The sequence below is a fragment of the Cupriavidus taiwanensis genome, assembly GCF_900250115.1.
Classification (GTDB): Bacteria; Pseudomonadota; Gammaproteobacteria; order Burkholderiales; family Burkholderiaceae; genus Cupriavidus; species Cupriavidus taiwanensis_B.
Genome location: NZ_LT984804.1, coordinates 2696214 through 2717778, shown reverse-complemented (window position 1 = coordinate 2717778; position 21565 = coordinate 2696214). Strand labels below are relative to the sequence as shown.

Annotated in this window: 17 protein-coding genes; 14 read left to right on the top strand and 3 right to left on the bottom strand. The window is 69.9% G+C overall.

The genetic code is table 11. The annotated features are described in order from the left end of the window. Window positions 1-73 precede the first annotated feature (73 nt). The 7 genes from cyoA (at window position 74) to CBM2586_RS28815 (ending at window position 9687) form a co-directional block, all read left to right on the top strand. Window positions 74-1078 (top strand): ubiquinol oxidase subunit II, encoded by a 1005-nt coding sequence (gene cyoA, locus CBM2586_RS28845; protein WP_172583382.1) that lies wholly within the window; start codon window positions 74-76, stop codon window positions 1076-1078. Between the two features lie 95 nt (window positions 1079-1173). Then, complete coding sequence (cyoB, locus tag CBM2586_RS28840) at window positions 1174-3177, top strand: cytochrome o ubiquinol oxidase subunit I (RefSeq protein WP_115691266.1); 2004 nt, start codon at window positions 1174-1176, stop codon at window positions 3175-3177. Beyond that, window positions 3170-3844, top strand: coding sequence for a cytochrome o ubiquinol oxidase subunit III (gene cyoC / locus CBM2586_RS28835; protein ID WP_231942664.1), 675 nt, complete (start codon window positions 3170-3172; stop codon window positions 3842-3844). Before cyoB ends, cyoC begins: the two co-directional genes overlap by 8 nt. Next, complete coding sequence (cyoD, locus tag CBM2586_RS28830) at window positions 3841-4230, top strand: cytochrome o ubiquinol oxidase subunit IV (RefSeq protein ID WP_115665937.1); 390 nt, start codon at window positions 3841-3843, stop codon at window positions 4228-4230. The genes cyoC and cyoD overlap by 4 nt, the downstream gene beginning before the upstream one ends. Then, complete coding sequence (locus CBM2586_RS28825) at window positions 4227-5069, top strand: SURF1 family protein (RefSeq protein ID WP_115665938.1); 843 nt, start codon at window positions 4227-4229, stop codon at window positions 5067-5069. Before cyoD ends, CBM2586_RS28825 begins: the two co-directional genes overlap by 4 nt. A 65-nt stretch (window positions 5070-5134) precedes the next feature. Beyond that, complete coding sequence (locus CBM2586_RS28820) at window positions 5135-6184, top strand: aldo/keto reductase (RefSeq protein ID WP_115665939.1); 1050 nt, start codon at window positions 5135-5137, stop codon at window positions 6182-6184. A gap of 227 nt (window positions 6185-6411) precedes the next feature. Further along, window positions 6412-9687: a transglycosylase domain-containing protein gene (locus CBM2586_RS28815; protein WP_115691264.1), complete on the top strand. Its 3276-nt coding sequence runs from the start codon at window positions 6412-6414 to the stop codon at window positions 9685-9687. On the opposite strand, the gene CBM2586_RS28810 is transcribed toward CBM2586_RS28815, so the two are convergent. After that, window positions 9660-9911 (bottom strand): GlsB/YeaQ/YmgE family stress response membrane protein, encoded by a 252-nt coding sequence (locus CBM2586_RS28810; protein ID WP_018005820.1) that lies wholly within the window; start codon window positions 9909-9911, stop codon window positions 9660-9662. The two genes, CBM2586_RS28815 and CBM2586_RS28810, sit on opposite strands and share 28 nt — an antisense overlap. A gap of 134 nt (window positions 9912-10045) precedes the next feature. Then, complete coding sequence (locus tag CBM2586_RS28805) at window positions 10046-11599, bottom strand: methyl-accepting chemotaxis protein (protein WP_115691262.1); 1554 nt, start codon at window positions 11597-11599, stop codon at window positions 10046-10048. Window positions 11600-11941: 342 nt separating this feature from the next. Here CBM2586_RS28805 and chrA point away from each other — a divergent pair, with 342 nt between their 5' ends. The 7 genes from chrA (at window position 11942) to CBM2586_RS28770 (ending at window position 20681) form a co-directional block, all read left to right on the top strand. Next, window positions 11942-13165: a chromate efflux transporter gene (gene chrA / locus CBM2586_RS28800; protein ID WP_115666535.1), complete on the top strand. Its 1224-nt coding sequence runs from the start codon at window positions 11942-11944 to the stop codon at window positions 13163-13165. Between the two features lie 229 nt (window positions 13166-13394). Then, window positions 13395-14051: a PepSY-associated TM helix domain-containing protein gene (locus CBM2586_RS28795; protein ID WP_115691260.1), complete on the top strand. Its 657-nt coding sequence runs from the start codon at window positions 13395-13397 to the stop codon at window positions 14049-14051. Window positions 14052-14107: 56 nt separating this feature from the next. Further along, the gene (locus CBM2586_RS28790; RefSeq protein ID WP_115665943.1) at window positions 14108-14632 is read left to right on the top strand and encodes a DUF2271 domain-containing protein; all 525 of its coding nucleotides are present in this window, start codon (window positions 14108-14110) and stop codon (window positions 14630-14632) included. Between the two features lie 18 nt (window positions 14633-14650). Then, entirely contained in the window at window positions 14651-15490 is an 840-nt protein-coding gene (locus CBM2586_RS28785; RefSeq protein WP_115691258.1) for a DUF4198 domain-containing protein, read from the top strand. Between the two features lie 14 nt (window positions 15491-15504). Next, the gene (locus CBM2586_RS28780; protein WP_373424229.1) at window positions 15505-16512 is read left to right on the top strand and encodes an FAD:protein FMN transferase; all 1008 of its coding nucleotides are present in this window, start codon (window positions 15505-15507) and stop codon (window positions 16510-16512) included. Between the two features lie 11 nt (window positions 16513-16523). Then, entirely contained in the window at window positions 16524-18107 is a 1584-nt protein-coding gene (locus tag CBM2586_RS28775) for a sulfite reductase subunit alpha (protein WP_115691254.1), read from the top strand. Window positions 18108-18242: 135 nt separating this feature from the next. Next, window positions 18243-20681 (top strand): penicillin acylase family protein, encoded by a 2439-nt coding sequence (locus CBM2586_RS28770; protein WP_115691252.1) that lies wholly within the window; start codon window positions 18243-18245, stop codon window positions 20679-20681. Window positions 20682-20782: 101 nt separating this feature from the next. Here the strand turns inward: CBM2586_RS28770 and CBM2586_RS28765 are convergent, their stop codons facing one another. Beyond that, window positions 20783-21460 carry a type 1 glutamine amidotransferase domain-containing protein gene (locus CBM2586_RS28765; protein WP_115691250.1) on the bottom strand — a complete coding sequence of 226 codons (678 nt, stop codon included), beginning with the start codon at window positions 21458-21460 and terminating at the stop codon, window positions 20783-20785. Window positions 21461-21565 lie beyond the last annotated feature (105 nt).

Here is a 21565-nt window from a genome sequence, read left to right as displayed (position 1 = left end):
CCAGTCTAAGTCACTTGCGCCGCGGCGTACAAATGGCGCGGGCCAGAAAGCTATGCGATCTTCCGGTCAGACAATGTCCATGCACCGCCCGCTGCGCTGGTTGCTGCTGCCAGTCCTGCTGTCGCTGGCCGGCTGCAATGCCGTGCTGCTGTCGCCGGCCGGCGATCTGGCGGTCCGGCAACGTGACCTGATCATCATTTCGACCGGGCTGATGCTGCTGATCATCGTGCCGGTGATCGTGCTGACGCTGGTGTTCGCGTGGCGATACCGCGCCGCCAGCGCGGATGCGCACTACAACCCCGACTGGGACCATTCCACGGTGCTGGAGCTGCTGATCTGGTCGGCGCCGCTGCTGATCATCATCGCGCTCGGGGCCATCACCTGGGTCAGCACCCACAAGCTCGATCCCTACCAGCCGCTGACCCGGCTCGACGACAGCCGCCCGCTGGCGCCGGGCACGCAGCCGCTGACGGTGGAAGTGGTGGCGCTCGACTGGAAGTGGTTGTTCGTCTACCCCGAGCAGGGCATCGCCACCGTCAATGAGCTGGCCGCCCCGGTCGACCGGCCGATCCGCTTCAAGATCACGTCTTCCACCATGATGAATTCCTTCTTCATCCCCGCGCTGGCCGGACAGGTCTACGCCATGCCGGGCATGGAAACGCGCCTGCACGCGGTGGTCAACCGGCCGGGCGTCTACGAGGGCTTCTCCGCCAACTACAGCGGCGCGGGCTTTTCGCACATGCGCTTCCGCTTCCATGGCCTGAGCGACGATGAGTTCGGCCGCTGGGTGCAGACCGTGCGCGCCGCCGGCGCGCCGTTGAGCCGCGCCGCCTACACGCAGCTGGCGCAGCCCAGCGAGCGCGAGCCGGTACGGCGCTACGGCAGCGTCGACGCGAACCTGTTCGATGCCATCGTGAACCGTTGCGTGCAGGCCGGACAGGTCTGCCAGAAAGACCTGATGGCGCGCGACGCGCAGCGCGCCGCGGGCCTGGGCGCCGCCGTCTGCACCGCCAGCAACACGCTGGCCGAACCGCTGTTCGGGACCGGCGCGGCCGGCGCCGGCGAGCTGCTGCGCTAGCGCGCCTGCGTCGGTGGCAGGCGCTGCGGCGGAGCGTGCCCGAGCCCGTGCGACAGAGCGTGACCTGGTACGCAGTTGTTGTCCTGGAGAACCACATGCCGGAGCGATCCGAACCCGCCACGCAACTCTTCGGCCGCCTGAGCTGGGAGGCAATCCCGCTGCACGAGCCCATCCTGATCGCCACCTTCGCGGTGGTGGTGCTCGGCGGGCTGGCGCTGGCCGGCGGCGTCACGTACTACGGCAAGTGGGCCTACCTGTGGCGCGAGTGGTTCACCAGCATCGACCACAAGCGCATCGGCATCATGTACATGATCCTCGGCATCGTGATGCTGCTGCGCGGCTTTGCCGATGCCATCATGATGCGCATCCAGCAGGCCATCGCCTTTGGCGACAACCTGGGCTACCTGCCGCCGCACCACTATGACCAGATCTTCACCGCGCACGGCGTCATCATGATTTTCTTCGTCGCCATGCCGCTGGTCACCGGCCTGATGAACTTTGTCGTGCCGCTGCAGATCGGCGCGCGCGACGTCGCGTTTCCGTTCCTGAACAACTTCAGCTTCTGGATGACGGTGGGGGGCGCGGTGCTGGTGATGATGTCGCTGTTCGTCGGCGAATTCGCGCGCACCGGCTGGCTCGCCTATCCGCCGCTGTCCGGCATCCTGCAGAGCCCGGACGTGGGCGTGGACTACTACCTGTGGTCGTTGCAGGTGGCGGGCGTGGGCACGCTGCTATCCGGCATCAACCTGCTGGTCACCATCGTCAAGATGCGCGCGCCCGGCATGACGCTGATGCGCATGCCGATCTTCACCTGGACCGCGCTGTGCACCAACGTGCTGATCATCGCCGCGTTCCCGGTGCTGACCGCGGCGCTGGCGATGCTGGCGGTCGATCGGTACCTGGGAATGAATTTCTTCACCAGCGATCTTGGCGGCAGCGCCATGATGTACGTGAACCTGATCTGGATCTGGGGCCACCCCGAGGTCTACATCCTGATCCTGCCGGTGTTCGGCGTGTTCTCCGAGGTGGTGGCCACCTTCTGCCGCAAGCGCCTGTTCGGCTATGCCTCGATGGTGTATGCCACGGTGGTGATCACGGTGCTGTCATACCTGGTGTGGCTGCATCACTTCTTCACGATGGGCTCGGGCGCCAGCGTGAATTCGTTCTTTGGCATCACCACCATGATCATCTCGATCCCCACGGGGGCCAAGCTGTTCAACTGGCTGTTCACCATGTACCACGGGCGCATCCGCTTCGAGGTGCCGATGCTGTGGACGGTGGGCTTCATGGTGACATTCGTGATCGGCGGCATGACCGGTGTGCTGCTGGCGGTGCCGCCGGCGGATTTCTCGCTGCACAACAGCCTGTTCCTGGTCGCGCATTTCCATAACGTGATCATCGGCGGCGTGCTGTTCGGGCTGATGGCCGGCATCACCTACTGGTTCCCGAAGGCCTTCGGCTACCAGCTGGATCCATTCTGGGGCAAGTGCTCGTTCTGGTTCTGGCTGGTCGGCTTCTACGTGGCGTTCATGCCGCTCTACGTGCTCGGGCTGATGGGGGTGACGCGGCGCGTCAGCCATTTCGAGGACCACTCGCTGCAGATCTGGTTCCAGCTGGCCGGCGTCGGCGCGCTGCTGATCGCGCTGGGCATCGGCTGCTTCCTGGTGCAGCTGGTGGTGAGCTTCCTGCGCCGCGAGTCGCTGCGCGATGTCACCGGCGATCCCTGGGACGGCCGCACCCTGGAGTGGTCGACCTCGTCGCCGCCGCCGCCGTACAACTTTGCCTTCACGCCGCTGGTGCATGACAGCGACGCCTGGTGGCAGATGAAGGCGCACGGTTACCAGCGCCCGGCGCACGGCTTCATCCCGATCCATATGCCCAGGAACACCGGCGCCGGCATCATCCTGGCCGGGCTGAGCACGCTGTGCGGCTTCGCGCTGATCTGGCATATCTGGTGGCTGGCGGCGCTGGCCTTTGCCGCCACCATCGTCACCGCGATCGGCCATACCTTCAACTACCAGCGCGATTTCTATATTCCGTCCGACGACGTCCACCGCACGGAGGCGGAGCGCAGCGCGCTGCTGGCCAGCCATGGCTGATACCTACGCTCCCTTCACCGCCGACGGCGCGCCCGCGCACGAGGCCCCGCCGCAGCGCGCGCCGGCGCAGCCGGCCGAGCTGCGCTTCTACCTCACCGAGGAATACCACGTGCCCAACGGCACGCTGCTCGGTTTCTGGCTCTACCTGATGAGCGACTGCCTGGTCTTTGCGTGCCTGTTCGCCGCCTACGGCGTGCTCGGCCGCAATTACGCGGGCGGGCCTTCCGGGGCCGAGTTGTTCGACCTGCCGCTGGTGGCGCTGAACACCTCGTTCCTGCTGCTGTCCTCGATCACCTACGGCTTCGCCATGCTGGAGACGCAGCGCGGGCGCCTTGCGCCGACCCAGGGCTGGCTCGCCGTGACCGGCCTGCTGGGCGCAGCCTTCCTCGCGGTCGAGATCTATGAGTTCGCGCACCTGGTGGGCGAGGGCGCCGGGCCGCAGCGCAGCGGCTTCCTGACCTCGTTCTTCGCGCTGGTCGGCACCCACGGCCTGCATGTGACCTTCGGCATCGTGTGGCTGGTCACGCTGGTGGTGCAACTGCGCCGCCACGGGCTGATCCCCGAAAACAAGCGCCGCCTGATGTGCCTGTCGATGTTCTGGCACTTCCTGGATGTGGTCTGGATCGGCGTCTTTACCTTTGTCTACCTGATGGGAGTGCTGCCATGAGCGCGCACGACGACACGCTGCCGGCCCATGGCCATGGCCATGACCACGGCGAAAGCGAGATTCATATCTCGCTCGGCGGCTACGTGACCGGCTTCGTGCTGTCGGTGATCCTGACCGCGATCCCGTTCTGGCTGGTGATGGGCAAGGTGTTCGCGCAGTCCAGCACCACCGCGATGGTGCTGCTGGCGCTGGGCGCGGTGCAGATCGTGGTGCACATGATCTACTTCCTGCACCTCAACGCCAGGTCCGAGGGTGGCTGGAACATGCTGGCGCTGATCTTCACGCTGGTGCTGGTGGTGATCACGCTGACCGGCACGCTGTGGGTGATGTTCCACCTGAATTCCAATATGATGCCGGGCATGCATACCACCAAGACCCTGCCTTGACCGGTTCCACCGACGACCGCGCCGCGCCGGTCGAAAATCCGCGCACCGCCAACGCCGCCCACGGCGTCCCCGCATCCTCGCGCCCGCTGTCGACCGTCTGGCTGACGGTGCTGGCGCTGTTCGCCGCGGCGGCCATCGCCGGCCTGGTGGCGCTGGGCAACTGGCAGATCGAGCGGCGCGCCTGGAAGCTCGGCCTGATCGCCCAGGTGGCCGAGCGCGTCCATGCCGCGCCGGTGGCGGCGCCCGCGCCGGCGCAATGGGCGGGGCTGACCAGGGCCAATGCCGAGTACCGGCGCGTGCGCGCCAGCGGTACCTTCCTCGACGAGCGCCAGACCCTGGTGCAGGCCGTGACCGAGCAGGGCGGCGGCTACTGGGTGATGACGCCGCTGCGGCTGGCCGACGGCAGCACCGTGCTGGTCAACCGCGGCTTCGTCGCCGAGCCTTTCCGCGCGCGCGTGGCGCCCGCCGGCAGCGGCCCCGGCGAAGTGGTCGGCCTGCTGCGCATGAGCGAGCCGGGCACCGGGCTGCTGCGCCACAACGACGCGGCACGCGACCAGTGGTTCTCGCGCGACGTGGCGGCAATCGCCGCGCATCGCGGCCTGGGTCCGGGCCCGGTCGCGCCGTATTTCATCGACGCCGCGGCGGTGCCGCCGCCGGAAGGGACGGACCCCAAGGCCTGGCCCGTGGGCGGGCTGACGGTGACAGCCTTTACCAACAACCACCTCGGCTACGCGCTCACCTGGTACGGGCTGGCGCTGATGGTGGCGGCCGCCGCCGCTTACGTGGGGCGCGAGGAATACCGCAAGCGCCGCGCCGCCCGTTCCGATCCGCGCGCCTGACAGCGCGCCGGCAAGCCTGGCCGGCTGGCGGCACAATGTGGGCTGTCCCATCCCAAGGAGCCGCCATGCCAGATCTCTCCATGCCGTACCGCCGCCTCGGCGCCAGCAACCTGCGCGTCTCGGCGCTGTGCCTGGGCACCATGATGTTCGCCGACCAGACCGACGAGGCCGAGGCCGGCCGCATCGTCGCCAGCGCGCGTGACCACGGCGTGAACTTCATCGATACCGCCGACGTGTACAGCAAGGGCGCGTCCGAGCAGATGGTCGGGCGCCTGCTGACCGCCGAGCGCCACGACTGGGTGCTGGCCACCAAGCTCGGCAACGCGATGCAGGCCGCGCCCAACCACGGCCACTACTCGCGCGTGTGGATCACGCGCGCGGTCGAGGACAGCCTGCACCGGCTGGCGACCGACTACCTCGACATCCTCTACCTGCATCGCGACTATCCCGGCGCCAACCTGGAAGAGCCGGTGCGCGCCATGGGCGACCTGGTGCGCAGCGGCAAGATCCGCTACTGGGCGGTGTCGAACTTCCGCGGCTGGCGCATCGCCGAGATCGCGCGGCTGTGCGATGCGTTGGGGGTGCCGCGCCCGGTCGCGTGCCAGCCGTACTACAACCTGCTGAACCGGCTGCCGGAGGTGGAGATCCTGCCCGCGTGCGAGCACTACGGCCTGGGCGTGGTGCCCTACAGCCCGGTGGCGCGCGGCGTGCTGACCGGCAAGTACGCGCCCGGCCAGGCGCCGGCCCAGGGCACGCGCGCGGGCCGCGCCGACCGCCGCATGATGGAAACCGAGTTCCGCGAGGAATCGCTGGTCATCGCGCAGCAGCTCAAGACCCACGCCGAGGCGCGCGGGCTGACGCCGGGCCAGTTCGCCACCGCGTGGGTGCTGGCCAACCCGGTCATCACGTCGGTGATCGCCGGCCCGCGCACGCTGGCGCAGTTCGAGGATTACTTCGGCGCGCTGGGTGCCGCGATCACGCCCGACGAAGAGGCGATGATCGATGGGCTGGTGTCGCCGGGCCATGCCTCGACGCCGGGCTACAACGATCCGGGCTATCCGCTCGTTGGGCGTCCGGTCGGGCGACCGGTCGACCGCACGGCAGCTGGCCGATAATCCGCGCGGCCTTTCGGACGCGCCGGAAGTGGCGCCGGCGCTGCCTGAGGCGACGCCCCGCGTGCAACGGCACGCGCCCCGCGCGCGTGCTTGATGCACCCGGGCGCGACTCCTACTAATATCAAGACAGGCGGGCGCGCGTGAGGCGCGCACCGCGAAAACACCGCGCTTCGAGCCGGCGCACGGAGATGTCGCGCGCTGCGCCGGCCCAACAAGGAAGCCCAAACGTGTCGCGTCGTAGCTGGATTTTCGCTGGCTTGGCGGTCGCCCTCACCGGCGGTGCCTATGTCGTGTATAGCGTTGTCGCAAGCGAGGTGCGCAACTCGCACTGGCAGGCGCGGCTGATCGGCAGCCTGGGCCAGCGGCTGACATTCGAGATCCAGCCCGGTGCCAGCGACAGCATCCGCTTCCCGCATTCCGGACCCTATGACGCCCGCATGGGCTACGGCAGGCTGCCGCTGTTCGCGCAGCGGCTGGAGCAGCGCGGCTATGTGCCCGCAGAGCAGGCACGCATGTCGCCCGACATGGTGCGGATGATCGATGAAGGCCTGTTCACGCCCTACCGCGAAAAGAACCAGGCCGGCCTGCTGCTGCGCGACTGCAATGGCCTGACGCTGGCGTTCGAGCGCTATCCGCAGCGCCAGTACCCCGACTTCGGCGCGGTGCCGCCGTTGCTGGTGAGCGCGTTGCTTTATGTCGAGAACCAGGGCCTGCTCAATCCGGAATACCCGAACATGAACCCGGCGCTGGACTGGCGCCGGCTGTCGCGCGCGGTGCTGGACCAGATGATCCGGCTGGCCGACAAGTCGCACGACGCGCCCGGCGGCAGCACGCTGGCGACGCAGATCGAGAAATACCGGCACTCGCCCGAGGGCCGCACCACCTCGATCCCGGAAAAATTCCGGCAGATGGCGTCGGCATCGCTGCGCGCCTACCTGGACGGCCCCGACACCCAGCGCGCGCGCGAGCGCATCGTGGTCGACTACCTGAATACGGTGCCGCTGTCGGCGCGCGCCGGCTTCGGCGAGATCAACGGCATCGGCGATGCGCTGTGGGTCTGGTACGGCGAGGATTTCGGCGAGGTCAACCGGCTGCTCAAGGAGATGGACCAGCGCGCTCCGGATCCGCGCCAGGCGCAGGCCTTCAAGCGGGCGCTGTCGCTGATCATCTCGCAGCGCCGCCCGTCCTACCACCTGCGCCGCGACGACACCAATCTCGATGCGCTGACCGGCAGCTACCTGCGCCTGCTGGCGGCCAACAACATCATTACGGCCGAACTGCGCGACGCGGCGCTGGCGCAGCCGCTGGACAAGGCGTCGGCGCCGCTGCGCCCGCCGCAGGAGCCCTTTGTCACGCGCAAGGCCGTCAACCGGGTCCGCGCCGACATTACGCGCCTGACCGGCGTCGAAAGTCGCTATGACATGGACCGGCTCGACCTGACCGTGGACAGCACCATCAACCGCGAGGCGCAGCGCATCGTCACCGAGACCCTGCAGCGCGTGAACAACAAGGCCGACGCGCGCGCCATGGGCCTGTATGGCCACAACCTGCTGCGCGACCAAGACGATCCGTCGAAGCTGACCACCAGCTTCACGCTGTACGAGCGCGTCGGCAATGCCAGCGTGGTGCGGATCCAGGCCGACAATATCGACCAGCCCTTCGACATCAACAGCGGCGCGCGCCTGAACCTGGGCTCCACCGCCAAGCTACGCACGCTGGTGACCTACCTGGAGATCATCAGCGAGCTGCACGCGCGCTATGCCGGCATGACGCGCGCGGAGCTGGCCGCGATACCGCTGGCGCGCCAGGATGCGCTCAGCCGCTGGGCGGTGGAGTACCTGTCCAAGGCACGCAACCCCGCCGAGCGCGAACTGATGCCAATGCTGGAAGCGGCGATGGAGCGCAAGTACTCCGGCAATGCCGGCGAGGGCTTCTACACCGGCGGCGGCCTGCAGAGCTTTACCAACTTCGAGCGCTGGGAGGGCGAGCGCATCATGACCGTGCGCATCGGGTTCCAGCATTCGGTCAACCTGGTCTTTATCCGCATGATGCGCGACATCGTGCGCTACGAGATGTTCCATGCCAAGCCTGACATGGGGGACCTGTTCGAGGACCGCAACGCACCCGGGCGGCGCGAGTACCTTGAGCGCTTCGCCGACCAGGAGGGCAGTGCCTACATGACCGGTTTCTACCAGCGCTACCGCGGCAAGAATTCCGCGCAGCGCCTGGACACGCTGCTGGGCCGCGTGCGCATGACGATACCGCACCTGAATGCGGTGCGCATGTCGGTGACGCTGCTGAGTGCGCGCCCGAACCTGGACGAGGACAGCTATATCCGCATCATGCGTGCGCGCCTGGGCGACAGGCAGCTGGCCAAGGAAGACCTGCCGGCGCTGTACCGCAAGTACGGCAAGGACAATTTCAACCTGAACGACCGTGGCTACCTGTCGCGGGTGCATCCGCTGGAACTGTGGATGGTCGAATACCTGGACCAGCACCCGGATGCGACGCTGGCGGAGATCCTGCGCGCCAGCACCGCCGAGCGCCAGGAAGTGTACAAGTGGCTGTTCAAGACGCGCAGCAAGGCCGGGCAGGACAACCGCATCCGCACGCTGCTGGAGCAGGACGCCTTTACGCGCATCGCGCGGCGCTGGCAGCGGCTGGGCTATCCGTTCGACTCGCTGACGCCGTCGTATGCCAGCGCCATCGGCGCCGCCGGCGATCGCCCCGCGGCGCTGGCCGAGCTGGCCGGCATCCTGCTTTCAGGCGGCGTGGTCACGCAGAACGCGGCGGTGCGCAGCCTGGCCTTCGCCGATGGCACTCCGTATGCCACCCGCTACGTGCTGCAGCCCGGTCCGGGCAAGCGCGTGCTGCCGGCGGAGGTGGCCGAGCTGGCGCGCCGTTCGATGCTGGATGTGGTGGAGCGCGGTACCGCCAAGTCGATCCGCGGCGCGTTCACGGTGCCGGGGCGCAATGGCGCCACCCTGACCGTGGCTGGCAAGACCGGCACCGGCGACCAGCGCTTCCAGGTCTACGGGCCGGGCGGACGGCTGATCTCGTCGCGCTCGGTGAACCGTTCCGCGACCTTCGTGTTCACGCTGGGCGAGCGCTTCTTCGGTACCGTGGTGGTCAATGTGCGCGAACCCTACGCGGCGCGCTACAGCTTTACCAGCGCGCTCGCGGTGCGGGTGCTGCGCGCGATCGCGCCGCAGGTGTCGGCGATGGCGCCGGGCGGCGACCGCGCGCTGCTGCGCTGCCGCGACGCGGCCCCGGGCCTGCGCACCCCGCGCGCGCCGACCATGGCGTCACCCGCCGACGGCGTGCCCGGCACGGTCCTGGCCGACGGGCTGGGCGCGGGGCTGGAAGCCGCACTGCCGCCGCCGGCGCGGCAGGAGGTGGCGGCGCTGCCGCCGCCGCCCGCACCCCCGGCGCCGGGCCTGGCCGACAACGACGCGGCGGGTGTGCGCCGCGCCAGTCAGGCCTTGCGGCGCACCATGCCGTAGATGATCAGCAGCACGATTGCGCCAAGCACCGAGGCGACCCAGCCCGCGGGTTCGCCGGGCTGGTACCAGCCCAGCGCGCGGCCGACATAGCCCGCGACCACCGAGCCCAGGATGCCCAGGATGATGGTCATGATCCAGCCCAGCTTGTCGTCGCCGGGCTTTACCGCCCTGGCGATCAGGCCGACGATAAGGCCGACGAACACGGTGCCAATGAATGCCATCATGGTGCGCTCCTGTCAGGGGTCTGCGGTAACGGTCTGATGCACGGGGCCGGCCGCCTGTGCGGCCGGCTTCGCTTCATCATACACGCAGGGCGCGGCCGGCGGATGGCGCGGGGCGACCGCGCCGGGCAGCCCGCTCAGGCCGCCAGGCGGAACTGGCCCACGGCGCGGTGCAGCGCGTCGGCCTGGTCTTCCAGCGACGCCGCGGCGGCGGCCGCCTGTTCCACCAGCGCGGCGTTCTGCTGCGCCATCTGGTCCATCTGCGACACCGCCTGGTTGACCTGCTCGATGCCGCCGGTCTGCTCCTCGGTGGCGGCACGCATTTCGCCCATCAGATCGGTCACGCGCCTGACCGCGTCGACGATCTCGCCCATCGCACGGCCGGCATTCTCGACCAGCACCGCGCCGTCTTCCACGCGCTGCGCCGAATTGCCGATCAGCGCCTTGATCTCCTTGGCCGCGGTGGCGCTGCGCTGCGCCAGCGTGCGCACCTCGCCGGCCACCACCGCGAAGCCGCGGCCCTGGTCGCCGGCACGGGCCGCCTCGACCGCCGCGTTGAGCGCCAGGATATTGGTCTGGAAGGCAATGCCCTCGATCACGCCGATGATGTCGACCACCTTGCCCGAGGCGCTCCTGATCTCGCCCATGGTGTCCACCACCTGGCTGACGATGGCGCCGCCGCGCACGGCGATGTCCGACGCGCCCTCGGCCAGGTGGCTGGCCTGGCGCGCGTTCTCGGCGCTCTGGCGCACGGTGCTGGTGAGCTGCTCCATGCTGGCGGCGGTTTGCTGCAGCGACGCGGCCTGCTCCTCGCTGCGGCGCGACAGGTCGGCATTGCCGGCGGCAATCTGCTTGGCGGCGCCGGCAATCGAATCGGCCGAGCCGCGGATGCTGCCGATCGCGCCGGTCAGGCGCGACTGCATGCGCTGCATGGCATGGAGCACGCTGTGCTCGTCGCCCGCGCGCAGCTCGACCTGGCCGGCGAGGTCGCCTTCGGCAATGCGCCCGGCGATCTGCGCGGTGGCGGCCGGCTCGCCGCCCAGTTGGCGCTGCAGGCTGGCCGCGACCCGCACCATCACCAGCGACATCAGCGCGCCCACCGCCAGCAGCAGGCCCAGGGCCTTCCACAGCTCCCGGCGGAACGCCGCCTCGATGTCGTCCAGGTACAGCCCGGCGATGAAGTTCCAGTCCCAGGGGCGGAAGTTGGCCACGTAGCTCAGCTTGGGCTGCGGCGCCTGCGCGCCCGGCTTCGGCCACAGGTATTCGACGAAGCCCTTGCCGGCGCCCTTGCCGATCGCGGCGATGTCGCGGAACAGGTAGACGCCGTTGGGATCCTTCATGCCCTCCATGGCCTTGCCGTTCATCTCCGGCTTGAACGGGTGCATCAGCACCACGGTGTCGGAACGCATCAGCGTGAAATAGCCGTCGGCGCCGAAGCGCATCGCGCGCACGCGCTCGATCGCCTGCTGCCTGGCCTCCTCGGCGGGCAGCTTGCCGGCCTTGGCCAGGGCCTCGTACTCGGCCACCACCGAGACCGCGGTGTCGGTGACGTGGGCCAGGTCGAGCCGGCGTTCGTCCATGCGCAGCGAGCGGATGTGCCACGCATTCCACAGCGTGATGCCGAGCAGGCAGACCCAGCTCAGCACCAGCGGCAACAGCAGTTTTTTCTTCAGGCTCAGGTTGTGCAGCATCGCTTCCACTCCTCCATCTTCTTCGCGCTTTACGCTTTTCATCGGTGATGCGCATTGCCGTGCCGCGCCGGTGGGCGCGTGGCCGCCTGCTGGGGGACAAGGGCCGACATGCGTCTGCGGCATAACGGCGCAAGACGGAGGTAACTTGATTGAGGTAGCTTCGCCACACTGCCCGTGTGGTTGTCCGGCTGCAAATGCTTCCGTACATTCGTGTGGCTTATGCGTCGCATCGGATGGCCGTTCAGCGTCCGGACGTGCTGCGGCCTGCGCTTTGCTGCCACCTCGGCGGGCAAAATCGGTCAGAATCTGCGCTGTCCTCCGCCTCCGCTGCTTGTCCGCCCCATGGCCACCTTGCCCAGCCCTTCCGACGACACCCGCGGCCCCGACGGGCCGCTGGCCGTGTTCCTGATCTTCCTGCGGCTGGGCCTGACCTCGTTCGGCGGCCCGGTGGCCCACCTGGCCTACTTCCGCGAGGAACTGGTGCGCCGGCGCGGCTGGCTCAGCGAGGCGGCCTATGCCGACGTGGTGGCACTGTGCCAGTGCCTGCCCGGACCGGCCAGCAGCCAGACCGGCATTGCGCTGGGGCTGGCGCGCGCCGGCCATGGCGGCGCACTGGCGGCATGGCTGGGCTTTACGCTGCCATCGGCGCTGGCCATGATCGTGTTCGCGCTGGGGGTGACCCGTTACGGCATGGCCGCGGTGCCGGGCGCGCTGCACGGGCTGAAGCTGGTGGCGGTAGCGGTGGTGGCGCAGGCGGTGTGGGGCATGGCGCGGACGCTGTGCGTCGGCCCGGTGCGCATTGCCATCATGCTGGTGGCCGCCGGAACCGTGCTGGCGTGGCCGGGGCCGTGGGCGCAGGTGGCCCTGATGGCCGCCGCCGCGGTCGCCGGCATGGTCCTGTTGCGGCCGGCGCTGGCCGGCGCGCATGAACCGCTGCGCCTGCCGGTGACGCATCGCGGCGGCGTGCTGGCGCTGGCGCTGTTTGCCGCGTTGCTGGCCGGCCTGCCGCTGCTGGCGCAGTGGGCCGCCGATCCGGCGGTGCGCGTGTTCGATGCCTTTTTCCGCGCCGGCGCGCTGGTGTTCGGCGGCGGTCACGTGGTGCTGCCGCTGCTGGACGCGGCCGTGGTCGGGCCCGGCTGGGTCGGCAAGGAAGCCTTCCTGGCCGGCTACGGCGCGGCGCAGGCCATGCCCGGTCCGCTGTTTTCCTTCGCCGCGTTCCTCGGCGCTGCCATGCAGAAGCCGCCCACCGGCCTTGCCGGCGGGCTGCTGTGCACGCTGGCCATCTTCCTGCCCGGCGCGCTGCTGGTGCTGGGCGCGCTGCCGTTCTGGGAAAGCCTGCGCCGCAACCAGCGCGCCCAGGCCGCGCTGGCCGGCATCAACGCCGGCGTGGTCGGTCTGCTGCTGGCGGCGCTGTGGCATCCGGTGTGGACCAGCGCGGTGCAGGGACCGTTGGACATCGTGCTGGTGGCGCTCGCGCTGGTGGCGCTGATGCGCTGGAAGCTGCCGCCATGGCTGGTGGTGGTGGCCAGCGGCGTGGCCGGCTGGGCGGTGGCGGCGTTGCTCTGAGGCGGGTTGGCGCGCGCATGGCTTGACGTTGTAATGCGCTGTAATCCGCCCCGCCCGCCGATCGTTTGCGCTTTCAAATGCGAACGATTATCCTTCTCTCTTTCGCGCCTCCTTGTGCCGGCCATGGCACATCCTGACGCCATGTGAGCATTCCAGGGGGGCGCTTCCAGCTACCCGTATCAGGAAGACCGGCGTGCACAGACCAGATTGCGCCCGCCGACTCACCGCAATGACCGACACCCAGCCGGCCGCCGGCCAGCAGCTCCGTGCCTTCTGGCTCAAGCATCTCCATCAGTGGCACTGGATCAGTTCCGCGATCTGCCTGGTCGGCATGCTGTTGTTCGCGGTCACCGGCTTCACCCTGAACCACGCCGGCCAGATCGAGGCCAGGCCCGCCGTGCAGACCCGGCACGCCACCCTGCCCACGCGCGTGCTCGACGAGGTCCGGGCGGCGGCCCCGACCGGCGCGGCGCAGGCGGGCGAGACCAGGGCGCCGGTGCCGGCGGTGCTGGCCGACTGGCTGGCGCAGGCGCTGGCTATCGACGCCAGCGGGCGCGAGGCGGAATGGTCCGCCGACGAAATCTACCTGGCGCTGCCGCGCCCGGGCGGCGACGCCTGGGTCAGCATCGCGCTCGACAGCGGCGAGGCGCAGTACGAGAACACCTCGCGCGGTGCCGTCTCGTACCTGAACGACCTGCACAAGGGCCGCCACACCGGCGCGGCCTGGAGCCTGTTCCTGGATGCGTTCGCGCTGGCGTGCCTGGTGTTCTGCGTGACCGGCCTGTTGCTGCTCAAGCTGCACGCGGGCGGGCGCGTCGCGACCTGGCCGCTGGTGGGGCTGGGGCTGGTGGTGCCGGTGCTGCTGGCGCTCCTGTTTATCCACTGATCGAACGTTACCGAGCCGATCTTCTTCCTGCATCTCACTGACAAGGTTTCCCCGATATGCGCCGACTGCTCTCCGTCTCCCTGACCGGCATGGCCGCCGTGCCGCTGGCCAGTCCCGCGCTGGCCGCGGACCTGAACGTCAAGGTCGATATCCCGCGCCTGAGCGTGGCCGAATACCACCGGCCCTACGTGGCGATGTGGGTCGAGCGCGCCGACCAGAGCCCGGTGCAGACCCTGGCGGTCTGGTACGACGGCAAGCTCAAGGACGGCGAGGGCACCAAGTGGCTCAAGGACATGCGCCAGTGGTGGCGCAAGGCCGGCCGCGACCTGCACATGCCGGCCGACGGCATCTCCGGCGCCACGCGGGCGCCGGGCGAGCACAGCGTCAGCTTCAGCGACGGCAAGGCGCCGCTGGGCAAGCTGCCCGCGGGCAACTACCAGCTGGTGGTGGAAGCCGCGCGCGAAGTGGGCGGGCGCGAACTGCTGCGCGTGCCGTTCACGTGGCCGCCGCAATCGGCACAGAGCGCCCGCGCCAGGGGCGAACACGAACTCGGCGGCGTCACCGTCGACCTGAAGCCTTAACCTTCCCGGAGCCCGACCATGAAACCTTCCCTGATCTGCGCCGCCTCTTCGCGCATGGCGGTGCGCGCCGCCGTGCTGGCCCTGGCCGCGCTCGCGCCGCTGGCCGCGCACGCGCACCGCCAGTGGCTGCTGCCGTCGGCCACGGTGCTGTCCGGCAGCGATCCGTGGGTGACCGTCGACGCCGCGGTCTCGAACGACCTGTTCTACTTCGAGCATGTGCCGATGCGGCTCGACAACCTGCAGGTGACCGCCCCCGACGGCAGCGCGGTCAAGGCCGAGAACGCGACCACCGGCAAGTACCGCAGCACCTTCGACCTGCACCTGACCCAGCCCGGCACGTATCGCGTGGCGGTGGTCAACAACGGCCTGTTCGCCAGCTACAAGGTCGACGGCCAGCCCAGGCGCTGGCGCGGCAGCGCCGAGAACTTCGCGAAGGAAGTCCCGGCCAACGCGCAGGACCTGCAGGTCACGCAGGCCGAGGGCCGCATCGAATCCTTCGTCACCGCCGGCAAGCCCAGCGACAAGGGCCTGCGCACCGTCGGCCGCGGCCTGGAGCTGGCGCCGATCACGCACCCGAACGACCTGGTCGCCGGCGATACCGCCAGCTTCCGCCTGCTGCTCGACGGCAAGCCCGCCAGCAACCTCAAGGTGGCGGTGGTGCCGGGCGGCATCCGCTACCGCGACCAGCTGCAGGAGTTCAGCGCCACCACCGACGCCGACGGCAAGTTCAGCGTCAAGTGGCCGGCCGCGGGCATGTACTGGATGGAAGCCGAAGTGAAGGACGACAAGACCACCTTCAAGCAGGCCAAGTCCCGCCGCGCCGTCTATGCGGTGACGGTGGAAGTGCTGCCGCAATAAGCGGGTTGCATGGCGTGAACCGCGTCCTGGTACCCGTTGCGCTGCGCGCGCCGCCCGAGCCGCCGCCCGCCGGGGCGCGCCTGCAGCGCTGGGGCGGGCCTGCCATGGGCACGAGCTGGTCGGTCGCGGCGCTGCTGCCGCCGGGCGCGGATGCCGGTGCCATCGGCGCGGGCATCCGCGCCGTGCTCGAGCGCGTGATCGCGCAGATGAGCAACTGGGAAGCGGATTCGGACCTGAGCCGCTTCAACCGCGCGCCGCCGGGCAGCTGGCAGGCGCTGCCGGCAGACTGCTTCGCGGTGCTGCAAGCCGCGCTGCAGGTGGCGCGCGACAGCGGGGGCGCCTACGACCCGAGCGCGGGGCCGCTGGTCGACCTGTGGGGCTTCGGCCCGGCCCGCGCGCGCCGCGCACCGCCATCGCCAGACGACGTACAGGCCGCGCGCGCGCGTTGCGGCTGGGCCCGCATCGACATCGATGCCGCGCGCGGGCGCGCTTGGCAGCCGGGCGGCGTGGCGCTGGACTTTTGCGCCATCGCCAAGGGCTTCGCCGTCGACGCGGTGGCGCACTGCCTGTGCGAACAGGGGCTGGAGCATCACCTCACCGAGATCGGCGGCGAACTGCGCGGCCATGGCGTCAAGCCCGATGGCATGCCGTGGTGGGTCGCGCTGGAAGCGCCGCCGGGGCCGGGCAGCGATGACGCGCAGCAAACGCTGGTGGCGCTGCACGGGCTGTCGGTGGCCACCTCCGGCGACTACCGTCGCTACTTCGACAGCCAAGGCCGCCGCTATGCCCATACCATCGATCCGCGCACCGGCTATCCGGCCAGCCACGCACTGGCCTCGGTCACGGTAATCCACCCGCAGTGCATGCTGGCCGATGCGCTGTCCACCGCGCTGACCGTGCTGGGCCCCGACGCCGGCATGGCGCACGCGCACCGCCACGGCATTGCCGCGCGCTTCCTGGTGCGCACCGCGGACGGCTTTCTCGAACACCATTCGCCGGCCTTTGCCGCGATGCTGGCATGAGCGGCAGCACTATGTCGTCCGCCATCGCCGGCGCTGGCTGGCTTGCCTTGGCCGGCGGCATTGCGTTGTCCGTGCTCGGGCCATCGCGCCTGGCCATGGCCGCCGGGGTGGCCGCCGCGTACGCGGGGTTCTGCGGCGCGGTGGTGGCCCATCACCGCCAGCGGCGCGCCAGGGTGGCGGCGCTGGCCGGCACCGGCGACGGCGCGACCCTGGTGGTCTATGCCAGCCAGACCGGGTTTGCCGAACAGCTGGCGCTGCAGACCGCCACCGCGCTGCAGGGCGCGGGCATGCCGGTGCAAATGCTGTCGCTGGCCGAGGTCGATGGCCGGCGCCTGCGGGCGTGCCGCCAGGCGTTGTTCGTGGTCAGCACCACCGGCGAGGGCGACGCCCCGGACAGCGCCTCGGGCTTTGCCCGCCGCCTGCTGGCTGGCGCCGATGGCCTGCACCGGCTGCGCTACGGCATCCTCGCGCTCGGCGACAGCAGCTACGCGCGCTTCTGCGCCTTCGGCCATGCGCTGGAGGGCTGGCTGCAGCGCCAGCGCGCGCAGCCGCTGTTCGACCTGATCGAAGTCGACAACGGCGACGCCGGCGCGCTGCGCCACTGGCAGAACCACCTGTCGGCGCTGAGCGGCGGCGCCGAGATCGCCGACTGGGAACGCCCGCGCTATGAGCGCTGGCGGCTGGCGCGGCGCCACCACCTGAACCCCGGCAGCCAGGGCGCGCCGGCTTTCCACCTGGTGCTGCTGCCACCGGACGGCACGGCGCCGGACTGGCAGGCCGGCGACATTGCCGAAGTCGGCCCCTGCCACGCGCCGGCCGAGGTCGAGCGCTTGCTGGCGCAGCTTGGCCTGGAGGGGGCCACCCCCGTGCGCTGCGATGGCGTCGACACCACCCTGGCCGCGGCCATGGCCACGCGCATGGCGCTGCCTGCACCGCACCTTGCCGCGATCCAGGGCGTCGCGCCGCAGCAGCTGGTGGATGCGCTGGCGCCGCTGCCGCACCGCGAGTATTCGATCGCCTCGCTGCCGGGCGACGGCCAGCTCGAGCTGCTGGTGCGCCAGGCCCGCCACGAGGATGGCCGCCTCGGCCTGGCCTCCGGCTGGCTGACCGAGCACGCCGCCGCGGGCAGCGGCATCGCGTTGCGCATCCGTGTCAATCGCAGCTTCCATCCGCCGGCGGACGAGCGGCCGCTGATCCTGGTCGGCAACGGCACCGGGCTGGCCGGGCTGCGGGCCCAGCTCAAGGCGCGCGCCGCGGCCGGACGGCGGCGCAACTGGCTGCTGTTCGGCGAGCGCTCGGCGCAGCATGACGCCTTCTTTGCCGAGGAACTCGCCGGCTGGCGCGCCGACGGTACGCTGGCGCGCGTGGACCACGCCTGGTCGCGCGACGGCGGCGCGCCGCGCTACGTGCAGGACGCGCTGCGGCTGCAGGCGGATGGCGTGCGGCAATGGGTGGCCGACGGCGCGGCGATCTATGTCTGCGGCAGCCTGCAGGGCATGGCCGGCGGCGTCCATGACGCGCTGGCCGGCATCCTGGGCGAGGATGCCCTGCGCCGCATGGCCGACGATGGCCGCTACCGGCGCGACGTCTACTGAGCAGCCCGGCCGCCGGCGCCGGCACGCCACGCGGCGTGCGGAGATCGGCCGCGGTGCTCGCGCCCCGGCCGGCCATGCACTATCTTCGGTGTGAACTGCAAGACATCTGCAGCCATCACAACACGAGGAGACCTGATGTTACGCACCCCCCGCCGCCTGGCCGCTGCGCTGGCCCTGCTCGCCACCGCCGTGCCTGCCGCCATTCCGGCCGCCATGGCCGAAGCGCCTGCGCGCCACAACACCTTTGCCGTTCCCGGCCTGGAAAAACCCGCCAGCGTGCTGGTCGACCGCTGGGGCGTGCCGCATATCTATGCCGGCACGCTCTACGACGCCTTCTATGCGCAGGGCTTCATGGCCGCGCGCGACCGCCTGTGGCAGATCGACCTGTGGCGCAAGCGCGGCCTCGGCGAGATGGCCAAAGACTTCGGCCCGGCCTATGCCGAGGGCGACCGCATGGCGCGTGCGGTGCTGTTCCGTGGCGACATGTACCGCGAATGGCTGGCCTATGGCAGCGACGCCAAGCGCGTGGCCGAGGCCTTCGTTGCCGGCGTGAACGCCTACGTCGCGCTGACCGAGCAGAAGCCCGAGCTGCTGCCGCCCGAGTTCCGCAAGCTCAACTACAGGCCGGCGCGCTGGCAGGCCGAAGACATCGTGCGCATTCGCCACCACGGCCTGACGCTGAACTTCACCGGCGAGATCGATCGCGCCCGCCTCTACTGCGAGGCCAGCGCCCATGCCGCGCGCGCCGACTGGCTGCGGCGCGAACTCGACCCGCAGATCGAACCGAAGCTCAATCCCGGCATCGATCCCTGCACCGTGCCCGCGGCCGAACTGCGCCGCGCCTACGAACTGGCCACCGCCGCCGCGCGCTTTCCCAAGGAAGCCTGGAGCGGCGCGCAGGCCGCCGGCATCCCGCTCGACCAGCTCTACGCCGTGGTCGATGCCAACAGCGATACCGGCCGCAGCCTGGGGTCGAACAACTGGGTCATCGGCGGCAAGCGCACCACCACCGGCCGGCCGATCCTGGCCAACGACCCGCACCGCTCGCACGGCGCGCCCAGCCTGCGCTACCTCAGCCACCTGAATGCGCCGGGGATGTCGGTGATCGGCGCGGGCGAGCCGTTCCTGCCGGGCATCTCGATCGGGCACAACGGCACCATCGCCTTTGGCCTGACGCGCTTCTACATGGACCAGGAAGACCTGTACGGCTACGAGCTGAACCCGGCCAACCCGCGCGAGTACAAGTACAAGGGCCGCTGGGAGCCGATCGAGACCATCACCGAAGAGATCGCGGTCAAGGGCGAGCCCGCGCCGCGCAAGGTCACGCTCGACTTCACCCGCCACGGTCCGGTGCTGGTGTCGGGGTCCGGACAGGCGTGGGCGCTGCGGGCCGCATGGCTGGACTACGGCATGGCGCCGTACTTCGGTTCGATGGACTACATGCGCGCGCGCAACTGGGACCAGTTCCGCGCCGCCATGAACCGCTGGGGCGCGCCCGGCGAGAACCAGGTCTATGCCGACACCGGCGGCAATATCGGCTGGATCCCGGGCGGGCTGACCGTCAAGCGTCCCAACTGGGACGGCCTGACGCCGGTGGCCGGCGACGGCCGCCATGAATGGGCCGGCTACCGCAACATGGACGAACTGCCGTGGGCCTACAACCCGGCGCCGGGCTATATCGTCACCGCCAACGAGAACAACATCCCGCCCGAGCACCCGGCCGCGAAGCTGGGCGTGGGCTACGAATGGAGCGACAGCTCGCGCGCGCGCCGCCTGAAGGCCGTGGTCGGCGCCAATCCGCGCAGCTCGGTGCAGGATTCGATGGCGTGGCAGAACGACACCGTGTCGCTGCCGGCGCAGCGCGTGGTCGCGCTGCTGCAGGACGTGCGCAGCGATGACCCGCAGCTGGCGCGCGGCCTCGAGCTGCTGCGCGGCTGGAACGGCAACGAACGCGCCGACAGCGCCGCTGCGGCGCTGTTCGAGGTCTGGTTCAGCAAACACCTGCGCCAGGCCGTGGTGCTTGCCGCGCTGCCGCCTGAAGCCGCACGCCTGGTCGGCGCCGGCGATGCCGCGCGCGTAGTCGCGGTGCTGGAGCAGCCCGATCCATGGATGCCGGCGGCGCGGCGCGACGCGGTGATGCTCGAGTCGCTGAAGGCCGCGCTGGCCGAGGTGGAGGGCAAGCTCGGCCCGGACCCGCGCGCCTGGCAATGGGGCAAGCTCCACACCGCCGTGTTCACGCATCCGATGGACCCGATCCTGAGCGACGCCGAACGCCAGCAGTTCAATGTCAACGCCGGCCCGATCGGCGGCTCGGCCTTCACGCCGATGAACACCAGCTACCGCAATACGGATTTCCGCCTGACCGCGGGCGCGTCGTTCCGCATGGTGCTGGACGTCGGCAACTGGGATGCCTCGCGCGTGATCAACACGCCGGGGCAGTCGGGCAATCCCGCCAGCCCGCATTACCGCGACCTCGCGCCGCTGTGGGCCAAGGGGGAATATTTCCCGCTGGTCTATACGCGCAAGGCGGTGGAGAAGGCGAGCCGGGAAAGGGTGGAGCTGGTGCCGCAGTAATTCTCGAGCTTCGCAAATCCCGCTTGTGTACTCCCTCTCCCGCACGCGGGAGAGGGAGCAAACCGGCAGCGGATCGCGAACGCCGCGGCTTGCCGCAGGCCTTACTTCAACAACCCCAACACCGCCTCGGCCCCCGCCACCGACGACGCCGGGTTCTGCCCCGTCACCAGCCGTCCGGCCACCGCCACATGGCTGGCCCAGTCATCCCCGCGCGTAAAGCGCCCGCCGCTGGCCTTGAGCACATCCTCCACCAGGAACGGCACCACCTCGGTCAATTGCACCGCCGCTTCCTCGCTGTTGGTGAAGCCCGTGACTTCCTTGCCCTGCACCAGCGGCTGACCGTCCGTCCCCTTGACGTGCCGCAGCACCCCCGGCGCATGGCACACCGCACCCACCGGCTTGCCCAGCCGGTCGAACCGCTCGATCAGCGCGATCGAACGCTTGTCCTCCGCCAGGTCCCACAGCGGACCATGGCCGCCGGGATAGAACACCGCGTCGAAGTCCTCAGCCTTCACCTGGTCCAGCGTCAGCGTGCTGGCCAGCGCCTGCTGCGCGGCGGTGTCGGCGCGGAAGCGGCGGGTCGCGTCGGTCTGCGCATCGGCATCGTCGCTCTTGGGGTCGACCGGCGGCTGGCCGCCCTTGGGCGAGGCCAGGGTGATGTCGGCGCCGGCGTCCCTGAAGACGTAGTACGGCGCGGCGAATTCTTCCAGCCAGAAGCCGGTCTTCTTGCCGGTATTGCCGAGCTGGTCGTGCGAGGTCAGCACCATCAGGATGTTCATGTGGGTTCTCCGGTTTGCGTTCACGGTCAGGCCGGGGCAGCCCCGGCATTGGCAACATCCTACGCAGCTGGCTATGATTCGAAAACCTCGAATCTTCGATGCCTG

What these genes read in the sequence shown, in the direction of transcription:
- CBM2586_RS28795 (WP_115691260.1), top strand. Translation starts at nt 13,395, where the DNA reads ATGACCGACACCCAGCCGGCCGCCGGCCAGCAGCTCCGTGCCTTCTGG.
- cyoB (WP_115691266.1), top strand. Translation starts at nt 1,174, where the DNA reads ATGCCGGAGCGATCCGAACCCGCCACGCAACTCTTCGGCCGCCTGAGC.
- CBM2586_RS28765 (WP_115691250.1), bottom strand. Translation starts at nt 21,460, where the DNA reads ATGAACATCCTGATGGTGCTGACCTCGCACGACCAGCTCGGCAATACC.
- cyoA (WP_172583382.1), top strand. Translation starts at nt 74, where the DNA reads ATGTCCATGCACCGCCCGCTGCGCTGGTTGCTGCTGCCAGTCCTGCTG.
- CBM2586_RS28790 (WP_115665943.1), top strand. Translation starts at nt 14,108, where the DNA reads ATGCGCCGACTGCTCTCCGTCTCCCTGACCGGCATGGCCGCCGTGCCG.
- CBM2586_RS28820 (WP_115665939.1), top strand. Translation starts at nt 5,135, where the DNA reads ATGCCAGATCTCTCCATGCCGTACCGCCGCCTCGGCGCCAGCAACCTG.
- CBM2586_RS28785 (WP_115691258.1), top strand. Translation starts at nt 14,651, where the DNA reads ATGAAACCTTCCCTGATCTGCGCCGCCTCTTCGCGCATGGCGGTGCGC.
- chrA (WP_115666535.1), top strand. Translation starts at nt 11,942, where the DNA reads ATGGCCACCTTGCCCAGCCCTTCCGACGACACCCGCGGCCCCGACGGG.
- CBM2586_RS28805 (WP_115691262.1), bottom strand. Translation starts at nt 11,599, where the DNA reads ATGCTGCACAACCTGAGCCTGAAGAAAAAACTGCTGTTGCCGCTGGTG.
- cyoC (WP_231942664.1), top strand. Translation starts at nt 3,170, where the DNA reads ATGGCTGATACCTACGCTCCCTTCACCGCCGACGGCGCGCCCGCGCAC.
- CBM2586_RS28775 (WP_115691254.1), top strand. Translation starts at nt 16,524, where the DNA reads ATGTCGTCCGCCATCGCCGGCGCTGGCTGGCTTGCCTTGGCCGGCGGC.
- CBM2586_RS28770 (WP_115691252.1), top strand. Translation starts at nt 18,243, where the DNA reads ATGTTACGCACCCCCCGCCGCCTGGCCGCTGCGCTGGCCCTGCTCGCC.
- cyoD (WP_115665937.1), top strand. Translation starts at nt 3,841, where the DNA reads ATGAGCGCGCACGACGACACGCTGCCGGCCCATGGCCATGGCCATGAC.
- CBM2586_RS28810 (WP_018005820.1), bottom strand. Translation starts at nt 9,911, where the DNA reads ATGATGGCATTCATTGGCACCGTGTTCGTCGGCCTTATCGTCGGCCTG.